General features: G+C 40.7%; 8 protein-coding genes and 3 pseudogenes. 8 read left to right on the forward strand and 3 right to left on the reverse strand.

The window, feature by feature from the left end:
• The first annotated feature begins 1,229 nt into the window (after positions 1-1,229).
• The 4 genes and pseudogenes from ACED60_RS24225 to ACED60_RS24240 all read left to right on the forward strand — a co-directional run.
• Positions 1,230-2,291, forward strand: a complete 1,062-nt coding sequence (locus tag ACED60_RS24225; protein ID WP_017101796.1) for a hypothetical protein — start codon at positions 1,230-1,232, stop codon at positions 2,289-2,291.
• 15 nt (positions 2,292-2,306) lie between these two features.
• Positions 2,307-6,149, forward strand: coding sequence for an RHS repeat protein (locus tag ACED60_RS24230; RefSeq protein ID WP_017101797.1), 3,843 nt, complete (start codon positions 2,307-2,309; stop codon positions 6,147-6,149).
• Positions 6,150-6,183: 34 nt separating this feature from the next.
• Positions 6,184-7,452, forward strand: coding sequence for an RHS repeat-associated core domain-containing protein (locus ACED60_RS24235; protein ID WP_016800081.1), 1,269 nt, complete (start codon positions 6,184-6,186; stop codon positions 7,450-7,452).
• A 568-nt stretch (positions 7,453-8,020) separates the two neighbouring features.
• A pseudogene (locus ACED60_RS24240) lies at positions 8,021-8,362 on the forward strand (recombinase family protein); the annotation flags it as partial.
• 45 nt (positions 8,363-8,407) lie between these two features.
• Here the strand turns inward: ACED60_RS24240 and ACED60_RS24245 are convergent.
• A pseudogene (locus ACED60_RS24245) lies at positions 8,408-8,701 on the reverse strand (type II toxin-antitoxin system RelE/ParE family toxin).
• Positions 8,701-8,961, reverse strand: coding sequence for a type II toxin-antitoxin system Phd/YefM family antitoxin (locus ACED60_RS24250; RefSeq protein WP_017101801.1), 261 nt, complete (start codon positions 8,959-8,961; stop codon positions 8,701-8,703). Before ACED60_RS24250 ends, ACED60_RS24245 begins: the two are co-directional and overlap by 1 nt.
• Positions 8,962-9,171: 210 nt before the next feature.
• On the opposite strand from ACED60_RS24250, the pseudogene ACED60_RS24255 reads away from it, so the two are divergent.
• The 3 genes and pseudogenes from ACED60_RS24255 to ACED60_RS24265 all read left to right on the forward strand — a co-directional run bounded on the left by ACED60_RS24255 (position 9,172) and on the right by ACED60_RS24265 (position 10,645).
• Positions 9,172-9,621: pseudogene (locus ACED60_RS24255) on the forward strand (recombinase family protein).
• Positions 9,622-9,908: 287 nt separating this feature from the next.
• Positions 9,909-10,121: a cold-shock protein gene (locus tag ACED60_RS24260; RefSeq protein ID WP_102258025.1), complete on the forward strand. Its 213-nt coding sequence runs from the start codon at positions 9,909-9,911 to the stop codon at positions 10,119-10,121.
• Between the two features lie 314 nt (positions 10,122-10,435).
• A complete protein-coding gene (locus ACED60_RS24265; RefSeq protein ID WP_016800083.1) occupies positions 10,436-10,645 on the forward strand; it encodes a hypothetical protein in 210 nt (69 codons plus the stop codon).
• 285 nt (positions 10,646-10,930) lie between these two features.
• Here ACED60_RS24265 and ACED60_RS24270 read toward each other — a convergent pair whose 3' ends face one another.
• A complete protein-coding gene (locus ACED60_RS24270) occupies positions 10,931-11,188 on the reverse strand; it encodes a hypothetical protein (protein WP_016800084.1) in 258 nt (85 codons plus the stop codon).
• Between the two features lie 175 nt (positions 11,189-11,363).
• Between ACED60_RS24270 and ACED60_RS24275 the strand changes: the two genes are divergently transcribed.
• Positions 11,364-11,999, forward strand: coding sequence for a recombinase family protein (locus tag ACED60_RS24275; RefSeq protein WP_017103703.1), 636 nt, complete (start codon positions 11,364-11,366; stop codon positions 11,997-11,999).
• Positions 12,000-12,184 lie beyond the last annotated feature (185 nt).

Here is a 12,184-nt window from a genome sequence, read left to right on the forward strand (position 1 = left end):
CTAAAAAGGACATCAAGCCACTACTTGCAGTTGCCAAGAAATCGCGTAAATACCAATGGTTGAAGTAATATGATTCAATCGCCTTCCAGCAATCTGTGCTTAATCTTCACCAAGGCTTTAATAACTTCTTTAATCCGAAGTAGAAAGCGAAGTAGAAACGCGACAGAGGCTCCTTCGGGGCGAGTCCAATACACGGCAGAGGGACGAGCCTAATACTTAGTGGGAGAATCTGCTAGTTCTATGCCAGAGGAAGACATAAGTCGTAATCGAGTGAGTGTTACCACCCAACCCTCAGATTTCTTCTTTTCGAATCAGGGCAGGTAAAGCTCTCTCTAAACTTGGGGCCAGTTCAATTAGCCCGCTTGGGGTTTTCCGACCTAGAATTAGGTTTAATTATGCCGAAAGGTTATGCAAAAAGGAGCGTATGATTTGCCTTTTGCCGTTGTAGAAGACTAAGAGCTATAAGGTTTATCACGTCTGACGTAGGCTAAGGTCGCCCTTTCACGAATTAAGGAGGGCGTTAAAGGGAGAGGTTCTAGGCGGGATCGGCGAAGTTAAGGTGAACACCGTAACAATCTGAGCATGTGTGAATGCCAAATCAAGTGATGTGTTCTGCTGGGGTTCTGAGCAAAATAGGAAAAAGAAAAAAACGACATATGAGATCGTTGATGGTTACTGTCATGGAAGCTGGCCGGGAGCAAATAATGAGAAAATAAAACACTGCTCTCAACGGATCTTGTGGGACTTCCCTTTCGATATCAACCTCTAATCCATCAAGTAACGAGCTTCAAACCTAAAGAACATGAGTACTGCTGAGGACATTTTTCTGTTGAGATGTAACCAGTTCCGCTATTGGCATGCAAGATTCCCAAATCGTCTACTAATTAGATGGAGGATGAATTTTTCGGGGAAATGTGTTCAAGACCCCAATCAGCTGTAAATCGTAGAACGATTAACAAGGATGCCGTGTTCGGCCAACGTATAACTTAGATTGGCAGAGCTCAAAGTCGTAGAGGCATACCAGCGAACACACCAAAGAAGGAGGTTAGGGCGAAGTTTTTCCATTTGAACTCAAAGTTGGCCAGAGGGCGGGATTCGTTAAAACTCTCTTCTGTACATACATTATTACTGCGCTTTTCTAAATTTTTCATTATAAATTATAAATTAATTATTATAAAAATAATGATTAAATATATATTTTCATGGTGGTCAAATATGGGATATATTATATGAAATTTCTAAAAACAAATTCATTTAAAAAACTATGTTTACTCGCTTTTTTATTTAATATTAATAGCGCTTTTTGCTCTTCCACTGGACCTAGAGAGGAACCTTTTTCGAGGCTTTATCTTGAAGGCACCTATGTGAATTTATCGCCAAATTCTAAAATATACGCCAATAATAGAATGCAGGCCGAAATTGAAATTTATTATCAGTTGAAATCTAATTACACGTTTGACAATGCAAGTCTCAAAAAACTCTATACGGCGGAAACGATTGACTCGCTCTCCGTCTCAGATTCTCACAGCGGGTATGTATTAGATATCAGGCTTGAGGATGGAAGTAACCGAAACAGACGAAGAGAAGGCTATAGGAGTGTTTCTAAGTTTGTTTCAGGTAACCGTGCAGATGTTTATCATCTGTGTGTCCAAGCGACGGCCACCAATAATATCACTGGTGAATCTCTTACCCAAAATACTTGTAATGGAACCACAAACAAATCTTCTGCCATCGTCGAATTGTTGACCCCAAGAACCTTTACCAGTTCAGATTTTACCTACGAAACAAGCAATAGCGGATGGAGTGATGGGGCCATTCTTCATCTCAAGAAGTATAAGCCTAACAATTTTACGCTCCAGAAAGTTTGGCAAGAAGGGGGGCTGAGATTTAATAATGACCACCATAGGTTGCTGGGGACTTATAGCAACAGCCAGTCCTCTTCCGCCTTATACTGGATATATGATACAGATGCTGGCCATATCAACATACCATTTTCAACTACCTATGACACTGGCTGGAAAGACCGGGTTGTCTATGGCGATCTCAATACAGATGAGGCCATTATATTCGTCAGCTCATTTGGGCGCGGTATTTACAGCAGCAACTCTGCTAACATCTCTAAAGCATTTCCTCCCTATGACTGGAACCAAAGTATTAGTCCTGATGGAAAAATAGTGTATTTCGAAGATAAATTTGGCAATAGAGGATACTTTAGTTTTTCAAGAACTAGCTACAATGATTATTTCGAGGAAGGGTACTATTTAAGAAGAATACATAGTGAACATAATTAATAGGTGATTAATAAAATGTCTTTTTTATCGAATGCACATAACTTCTCAATTATTAATAATTCAGGTGTCGATCCTAGGACTGGGGCTTATATATGTTCAATAAGGCTCGCTGATTTTCTATCACATAAAACCGTAGGTTCTCCCATTTCCTTGGTATTAAACTATCGTGCCGAAAGTGTTCGAGATGAAGGGTTTGGGAGAGGCTGGCTTCTTTCTTTCAGTCGTTTTGAAAAAGAAGATAGTATTATTTACCTGAGCTCAGGCCAAAATTATAAAGCGATTTATAATCATCAGACTAATGAATATAAACTCCCATACAGAAAAATTAAAGATATTAAGTTACTCTATTCTCTCAGTAATAATGAAATTAATGTTATCTATAAAAGTGGGATTGTAGAATCGATAGACTATGAAACGGGAGCCTTGAAAAAGATCACCTCCATCCAAGGCTTGGAAACAACATTCCACTATAGAGAGAGTGACCAAACTAGCAAATTGTGGAAAATAACGGATGGCTCAGGAAGAGAATTACGGATAGATTATTGGTCTGAAGACTTAAAAACAACGGTCACACAGGTTGTAGGTGGAGAAACCTATCAAACACTGGTTGTTGATAAAGAAAGCAATGGTATTTATAAAAGATTAACAACGCTTCATTTACCTGATGACGAGTCGAATATCACTTTTGAGTACGAATACCTGAGTAATATTAACTATGATCTCCTGACAGTCTTTTCTCATCCCAGTGGCCTGAAAGAAATCCTCACTTACCAAAATGAAGGGCACAGCTTTCCGAGCGGTGGGCCGGTCAGTAAAGTCCCTTATGTGACTATGCATCGATTTGTCGCTGGGAATAATCAACCTGACCGAGTAACAAACTATACTTATTCAGATAAAAACTATCTCGGTTTTGCTAGTGAAGCCGCGTTCGTCAATGGAGAAGATACTCTATTCAAATCTAGGAGTGACTATGAGTATAGTAGTGTCGAGAAAATAAATAGCACGCAATCCATAACACGGTCTTATAATAAATATCATTTACAAAAATCTATAGAATATCGCCACAATGAGGTTCTTTACAGAAAAGAAGAGTACGTTTATTACGCGGAGATAAATACCAGTATTGAGCATCAACCAGCCAATTACTCATTTCTGAAGGAAAAACATGAAACTCACTATGAAGATTCTGATTCTAGAACGTTTGTCCATAAGTATCAGTACGATGATTATGGGAATCAAACCTTAATTCGAGAGATAAATGGTGATCAAACGAAGCGAGTCTATTACACCTCTTCAGGAGAGGGTCAAGCATGCCCTCCAGAGCCTAATGGGTTTGTTGCCTTCCTGCAGGAAGAAACTTTCCAGCCAGCTTCCTCTATTACTAGTCATGAACAAGAGAGGAAAAGTGTCTTCACCTACCAATCCTTACCCCGCATCGGAGGAGGCAACTTTGTCGTCCTTAAACATGAAGAGAGCTCTCTGAGTCGTGTAGATTATGTTTACTTTAACAATGTTGAAGAGCTTACTCATGGTCAATTACAAAAAACCTCTACTTTTATCAATGATTTTGTTTCACGAAAGGACTTGTCGTACCGTTATACCGACCAAGATGTTGAAATTACAAGCGCACTAACAACACATGATAATTTAGTCGTTACCACCCAAGTCAAGCATGATTTAAAGAGTGGTGAAGCCGTTCAGTGGGTCGATAGTGAAGGAGTTATCTCAAGTTGTCGATACGATCTTCTTGGTAGGCGGACTCGAGAGATAAAGGCGGAAGGGACGGATTATGAAGCGGTAGTGAAGTATGTCTATCGTGTTGGTGATGGGCTCAATCAATTGAAGAGCATAGAGCCTACCGGTATCCAAAGCGTCGAAGACTACAACAATGCAGGCAAGGTCATTAAGACAAAACGAAGTGATCTTAATGGTCAACTCATCGTGTTGAGTGAACTCAGCTATAACAGCCTGGGTCAATTGATTGAGCAGCAAGAATTTGATAACTTTTCGACCAGTTCTTCAATGGTAACTAACTACGAATACGATGCCAGAGGCAACCTTAGTAAAATCACCCACCCAGAGGGAAGGATAGAAGTCATCAAGCAAAACCCCGTCAAGATGACTATAAACTATTCGATACAAGGTTTGCTTTCAGAAATTCGTTCTTTTGATTTAATGGGTAACTTATTAACAAAGGAGCTGCTCAACAGTCATGGGAAACGGTTAGCGTTTTTCCAGAATACTTATGATGCCTTAGGCAACTTGGTGTCGAGCACAGACCAGAAAAGTCATACTGTTGAATACACCTATGATACCGCAGACCGAGTTGTTTCAACACGTCAAATCTACGATGGTGAAACGCTTGAAATATCAAAAAAATACGTCCGTTACAGCCATGATCTTTTGCCTGTTGAAACCAGTGTTAATAATAAAACCATTGGGATTAGGGTGTATGACGGGCTATCTCGCATGGTATCTGAAGTGTCGAGTTCTGGAACTGAAAAACAGTCTTTTAGCGGGGCTTCTCCAATTCCCACGAGGGTTGTTATGGCGGATGGTAATGAACTCGAGATAACGTACAATAAGTATTTGAAGAAAGCCACGGCCTATAATGTTTCAGGCAACGAAGCGTTGAATGTCACCTATCACTACGACGCAAAATCTGGTCATCTAGTACGTGCAGAGAATAAAAATCTCATCAGTGCTTATGTGTACTTTAAAGATGGGATGACGAGAGAGGAGATGGCGTTTTTCCCCAATACGTCTGTTAGACTTTTTAGCTTTGAACAATATCACCTTTCAGGCAGGCTGGATTTTAAGCACGATTATTTTGGTAACGTCGTTAGATACAGCTATGACCGCTACGGAAGAATGTTTTATATCGAATATATTAAGCAAGATTCGAATAATGAGAGTGTCCATACATTCAGCACTTTAAATTATGATCACTATAGTCGCTTGGTCGGATGTGATACTTATAGGGGAAATGATCACCTTCAAATTAAACTAGAATTAAACGATGTCGGACTAGAAACGAAAAGAAGTGTTCATCTAAACTCTCAATTACAGTTTTCTTTGCAACAAGTTTATAACGATGAACTTCAAATCAGCCTAAAGACACTCGAAAGAGACAACAAAACAACGGTTGAAAAAATGTCATACGATGATTTCCATCGACTAGTTGATTATCAGTGTGATGGCTTTGAACACCCCAAAGATACATTTGGCAACAAAATCATTCGACAGCAATATAGTTATGACTTGTACGGCAATATAACCAAACTTATCACGTTTTTTTCAGACGGTACCGACAATATTTGTACATATACTTATGATACTGATGACGTGGTGCGTCTTACGTCAATCTCTAATACCCACATTAGCTACTCTGAATCGGCTAACTTAACTTATGACACATCAGGAAACATAACTAAAGATGAGCGGGGGGCGCTTTATCATTATGACGCTCTTGGTCAATTGAATTCAACTTCTCTGCCTATTAACAACAAGTCTTATCAATTCGAATACGACGCTCAAGGGCGTGTAGTGGCGCAAATTGGGCAAGACGAACCCAAGATGGAGCTTTATTATCAAGGTGACCAGATAGTCAACGAATTATACGATGGATGGCACACTTGTTACCATAACGTGGGTGGTTTATGGACGGACCGTACTATTTCTTCGTACCTCAAGTTTAATATCAGCCCTTCAAATTATGATACCTCGGTGCATCTTGCTGAACATCAATACTTACTAGGAAACGCCCAACATAGTGCTATCGCTACTCTAACCTCACACCATGGCGATGATACTATTTCGACAGAATACAAAATGTACACCCCCTATGGACAAGGTTGAGGTGAAGGCGTGATTTATAGAGGAAATGTTTATCATGAATAAGAATTATGGTTCATCCGGTGTTAATCAAAGATATATAGATCTATCAAAAAGAACTTTTATCAAGTATTCCACCTCATTGGCTGCTTTATCCCCGTTTATTTACTTTACTCCAAGATTTCTCTTAGCTGGCGAAGCCTTTAAATCAAAATTTGAATCTTCAGGGTTAATTGTGCCTGTTAAATTTTCTCAGAGTCGGTTAGGTTTTAATGGCGAACGTGAGATTAGCGACATTGGTTCAGGGCTATATCATTTAGGCAATGGTTTTCGGATTTATAGTTCAGGTTTGACTCGCTTCCATTCTGCAGATGTGTTGAGTCCTTTTGGAGAGGGAGGGAGTAACTCCTATAGCTATTGTTTTGGCGATCCTGTGAATTTGCGTGATCCCAGCGGAAAGTTTGCGATATCCAGTTTAATTATAGGGGCGATTGTAGGGGCAATTCTAGGGGCGGGCATCTCCGCAACTGCAGAAGGAATTCGTGCGATAGTGACGGATACGCATTTTGAATGGGAACAAGTTGGGATTGGGGCCGCACTTGGCTTTATCTCAGGAGGATTTGGCGCGGCAGCAACGGGAGCAAAAACCAGTGTACAAGTGGGCCTCGCGATTGCTGATGCTTCTGTGTCAAGTGCAGTTAGCTTTGGTCTTGAATTGGCGACTGGCTCAAGTGCCAAAGATGCCGCTTTAAATGCGGGAATTGGGGCGGTAATAGGCCTTGTAACGTTTGGGGCAGGAAGAGGGATCGGGGTGGCTCGTAGCAGAAGAGCATTGATGGCTACACGACGCCAAGCGATGGAGATGGTTGAGTTAAGACATTGGTCCCCTCTTGAAGATCTCACGACCATAACAAGGCAGCGCTCACCAGGTTATCAAAGAACAGCAGCTATCTACAGGAGCGCCGACGATTATGTCTACAGCCATGGGGGGATTGGGTTAACCATGACGCCAGATGGTTTTAAAACAGCTGGACGGCTTGCGGAGTATCTACCAGAGGGCGCGCGAAGCGTTCAGAGGTTTAATTTGCAAACCTGTTTCGGGGCGACCGGAGGAAGCATGTTTTCTCAAGGGCAGGCTTTAGCCAATCATCTAAATACTAGAGTGGTTGCTTGGCCAGGTAACTACGTCCGCAACCTACCCGCAACTTCAGGGAGAGTGTTCAGACCTCAAGCCCCTGCATTAGCCAGGGTGACCAATAGCTTCAATACCGCGGCTGGTAACCTGAATAAACTCGTCATTTATGGTAGGAATCCGTCTTGGTTATGATAGTTAGAATGACAGTAATTTTTAACTAATGTGCTTTTTTACAAAAAATCTAGAGGTAAGTTGGTGGGGATAGGGGTTGTTGCCAAATTTGGGTAAAAGTAAAAAACTTCTGTCTGGCCTTTTGCCGAGTCCCGTCCTATGGCTAACTTTTAGTTCAAATGGAAACATAATATTCTCCCAGTTTGGTTGTTTATTTCATTATTGTAGCGGATTACTACAGGTGGATGCCGGCATTGCAACTGAGCTTGAAGCAGCAGCGAGTGAGAGCGTCCGGTTATTGGTTCTTTATCATCGAGGGGGAATTCACGCTCAAGCGATAATGTAACACTCTTCTTGTCTGGGCCTTCATTAGTATTAGAAGTGCTTATCTCACTGGCATATGACACTTTTAACATTGAAGGTTGCAACCCGATCGCTGTCGCATTCGCAATGAGCAACCTAGGCTCGGTATCACCTTGTTGAACAAAACCAGCAGAACGGGCTGGTAGGAGTAACTCTAACTCGAGGGGCGAGTCGTTGGGGATGATGCTTAAAATCGGTGTGCTTGGCTGCCCACTTTGGCTTGATAGGCAAGATAAAATGGCGACCACTTAAGTTAGGTGTGTTAGTAGAGGGGATGACGAGCGGAGATTGCATTGTGTTTACTGAAGTCAGTCGAATTGCACGTTCAACGTTACAAGTACTAGAGGTACTCGAAGTGTGCATGAAAAAGAAAATTAATGTCTATATTGCAAAGGAAAACTTACAGTTATATGGCTCGAGGCAATCTCATATCACCGCTAAGGTGCTAGGAATTGCGGCAGAAATCGAGCGTGAGTTGATCTCGCTGAGAACGAAGGAAGCGCTCGCCGCCAGAAAGAAAAACGGAATGATTCTCGGAAGACTGAAGGGCCAAGCCGAGAGGGTGAAGCGCCGAGTACGCTGCGTGACTATATGAAGCTAAGGGTTAAGAGAGTTATGAAAAGTGTTTGGCGGGAGACATGTGCTTACCAAAAACGGCTGCAATAATGAGGAGCTCTTGTTTTCGAATGTAGTAAATCACATGGTGCTTCGAAGGAAAGCGGAAGTAGTCTTGGCCCAACTCTGAAACTTCTATGCCGATCAACTTATTGCTAGCCAGTAATTCCATTGATTACTTTAGTTCTGAAAAGTAAGTGGTCCATTGTGTTTGCCCCCATCGCTCTAATGTATAGCGACGAATATCAATGAGATCAGACTGCGCTGCATAAGAAAGCTTATATTGCGTCATTAATCAAATTTACCTTGGTCAAGTGCATTCATGAAATCGTCACCGTCGACTAGGTTATCTGATAGAAAATCGGCCTCTGCTTGTTCGAAGCGCGATTTCACCACCATCAATTTCAGGGCTTCAAGTTGCTCATATTCTTCACAAGACATCATCACCGCAACCGGTGAACCGTTCTTATTGATTTGTACGGGTTCACGTTGAGCCTTCATTAGTAAATCGCCAAATTTAGTTTTAGCTGTATTAGCAGTAAGTGATTGCATAATATTCTCCTTTTCGTTCATTATAAACGAATCTAACGCTTTAACTGATTTGTATGATTTTAGTTATACGGTTAATCCAATGGCGTGTCCATAAAGGTGTAATTTAGTGGATACGACTTGTTACCCCTCTCAGAACTGTCCAGTTAGTCTTTTAAATGTATATGTACACTTAATTAAAACTATCTTAATGTTCACTTTAGGGTTCATTTCATGAAAATTGGCTATGTCCGTGTCAGTATTCAAGACCAAACGCTCGACGTTCAACTTGAACAGGTTAAAGCTATAGGTTATGAAAAATTCACCAAGAGCAAGCGAGGGGGGGGGAATCCCCAGAGAGAGAACTGCTTAACCTGTTGCTGGACTTTGCGAGGGAAGGGGATGTTATTCACGTTACTAAAGTCGACCGTATTTTGATCGTAATACCATTGATGCTTTGCAAATTGCTGAGCAGCTAGCGAGAAAGAAAGCCGGTTTGGTCTTTCATTACTTGGGCGATTTGGATATTAACAGTGATGTGGGCAAGAGCGCGCGCTCAGAAGGGAGGCACCTCTAAGACGCTCACCAACTCATTCAAGAGATTGCAAACCAAGGCATGAATAAACTGAGCTCAGTAAAGAGTTAGGGTGTAGTCGGACGACTGTTTATAAGGTCTCGGGATAAAAGTGTAGGTGAATTTGTAAAAAATCGTATTTTGCAGGGCAGCAGGAAGATATATGTTAACTTCAAATTAAACCTTTACAAAAACGAGATAATGGATAATAATGTCATCGCTCTGTTGTTCAGAGTTATTAAATGAAACATCAAGTTGTAAAAGTAAAACCCTCAGAATTCCTCGTTATTGTTGTTTTCCTCAGTGTTTCCCTTAGCTTCATAGATACATTAAATAATTCCAGCTCTCAGCGCATCGCATTTTGCGATTAATTTTTATCTTATATAAGGGACACAATATGTCTAACAAAACAAATGGCGTAGTAAAATGGTTTAACGAAGAGAAAGGTTTTGGTTTTCTAACTCAAGACAACGGCGGTGCTGACGTATTCGTTCACTTCCGTGCTATCGCATCTGAAGGTTTCAAGACTCTTAAAGAAGGCCAACAAGTGTCTTTCGAAGTAGAGCAAGGCCAAAAAGGTCTTCAAGCTGCAAACGTTGTAGCTGCATAAGATTTTAAGTAGGCGCGAGCGGAGATACCGCTTGCGTCACTTCCCCCCATCTTAGAGTACTTATTTATAACTCCCCACGAAAATATCCAATATTCTCCCAATACTTTTTGTATTTGTCGTTACGTTTCTTATTTACTTCGTTTTTATAAATAAAATTATTAATATATCTCAATAGTAGTATCTCTAAAAGACTGCTAGCTTCGTTATATCTAACGAAAATAAATAAGGATCAACCATGTCTCGAACAACAGGCCGTAAACTTTTTTGGTTTCAACAACAAAAGAAAAAAACGATAAATAATAAATAGGAATAGTATGAAGATCACATTTAATTTATTTAAAGATAACCTCTCTTGGGGTGGGATTATTCACCAACTTAATGGTGATGTTTTAAGGCGCCACGTGTTAGTGAGCGGAAACGTGGATGATATGAATATTAAATTTTCATACTGCGAAACGACTTTAACAGGCAGCATTACTGATCAACATGATTGTGTACTTGGTGATTTTAGTATTTTGGCTTAAATCTAAAGCACAGGCTTGTAATTAAGCTTACTAATAATTGATTACACAGTTGTCCGACTGAACCCTAACTCTTTGTTGATTGTGTGCTTGATATCTTGCTCCGTAGGCTATTGACTACTTTGGTAAAGCGGCTTGTTAGGAAATCGGTCGACATGCATTCCTCGGCTCGTAATCGCCCCCTGATTCCATTGTAATACAGCAAGATGCGCTTCTTCATATTTCAGCGGAGGCGGAAATTGTGGTGTAAATGACTCTATATACACCTCTATTTATAAACCCTAGCCCTTAAAGTGCTTTATCAAATACTTCGGGCGTAATGTTAATATACCAATCTAAATTTACTTTCTTGCGCCTGATTAGCCCTCGCTCCTCAATAATTTCACAAGATACGCGGAAGTTGTTTGGAGGGACCTCTCTCCTAAGAAGTTGGTTAATAGCATGGTTGACCACCGTAGACTTACCTTCTTTGACTCCCTTCACGAATCCCTTTGCCAAACAACTTAATATCTCTTTTTGGATTTGGCTGAGTCTTTGATTTCTCATTTCATATTTTTATTATTCCTTGTAGCAATGATTAAACTTTAAATTTGAGAAGGAGGGTATGTTGTTTGGGTATACCTTATTGTCACTAGTTGAAAATTGCACCTAACCATTAAATGTCATAATATAAATGACATACCTATTTAGATCATAACCTAAAAGTCACTTAATCAAAATTATGTACATATTTGGATACTTAAGAGCATCAACTATCGAACAAGATGCAGAAAGAGCAAAAAAGACCTTATCAGAATTTGTTGAACAAAAAGGACTTCGTATTGCTGCTTGGTATGTTGAGCAAGAATCTGGCGCTTCGTTGCAAAGACCTAAATTACTGCAATTATTAAGTGATGCTAAAAAAGGGGATTTGATCATGATTGAGCAGATTGATCGACTCTCTCGTCTAAATGAATCTAGTTGGTCTAAATTGAAAGAAATGCTGTACGAGAAGGAATTGAAAGTCATTAGCTTGGATTTACCAACTAGTCACATCGCCATGGCTCCTGAAATATCCGATGAGTTCACGAATTCGATGATTAAAGCGATCAATAACATGATGATGGATATGCTCGCGGCGATTTCTCGTAAAGATTACGAAGATCGACGTCGACGCCAAAAGGAAGGCATAGATAAAGCTAAGACAATGGGCAAGTATCGAGGAAGAAGGCCCGATTTAGAGTTGCACGAACAAATCTACAAACTTCGAGTTCTTAAGGAGATGAGCATCAATGAAACAGCTAAGTTTGTGGGAGTGTCACCACGAACGGTCGTTCGTGTCGTCAAAAGAATGAGAGTTGAGCGTAACGAGAGCTAGGCATGTCTCACATCAAGTTGGGCCGGAATCGAGCAATTTTATAGCAGAAAGCGAAGTGATAGCGCTATTCGTGAGGGTTGTCTTCGTAAAGCAGGAGCCTCGCCCTTAAACTAGCAAGGCTTTATACTTTCTCGGCTAATGAGAAAGTTGTGCTAGTTCGTCTTTATTCAATCCTGTGACATCCA

Origin of the sequence: Vibrio sp. 1F279, from assembly GCF_041439815.1 — a bacterium.
Classification (GTDB): domain Bacteria; phylum Pseudomonadota; class Gammaproteobacteria; order Enterobacterales; family Vibrionaceae; genus Vibrio; species Vibrio tasmaniensis_A.

What these genes read in the sequence shown, in the direction of transcription:
- ACED60_RS24225 (WP_017101796.1), top strand. Translation starts at nt 1,230, where the DNA reads ATGAAATTTCTAAAAACAAATTCATTTAAAAAACTATGTTTACTCGCT.
- ACED60_RS24230 (WP_017101797.1), top strand. Translation starts at nt 2,307, where the DNA reads ATGTCTTTTTTATCGAATGCACATAACTTCTCAATTATTAATAATTCA.
- ACED60_RS24235 (WP_016800081.1), top strand. Translation starts at nt 6,184, where the DNA reads ATGAATAAGAATTATGGTTCATCCGGTGTTAATCAAAGATATATAGAT.
- ACED60_RS24250 (WP_017101801.1), bottom strand. Translation starts at nt 8,961, where the DNA reads ATGCAATCACTTACTGCTAATACAGCTAAAACTAAATTTGGCGATTTA.
- ACED60_RS24260 (WP_102258025.1), top strand. Translation starts at nt 9,909, where the DNA reads ATGTCTAACAAAACAAATGGCGTAGTAAAATGGTTTAACGAAGAGAAA.
- ACED60_RS24265 (WP_016800083.1), top strand. Translation starts at nt 10,436, where the DNA reads ATGAAGATCACATTTAATTTATTTAAAGATAACCTCTCTTGGGGTGGG.
- ACED60_RS24270 (WP_016800084.1), bottom strand. Translation starts at nt 11,188, where the DNA reads ATGAGAAATCAAAGACTCAGCCAAATCCAAAAAGAGATATTAAGTTGT.
- ACED60_RS24275 (WP_017103703.1), top strand. Translation starts at nt 11,364, where the DNA reads ATGTACATATTTGGATACTTAAGAGCATCAACTATCGAACAAGATGCA.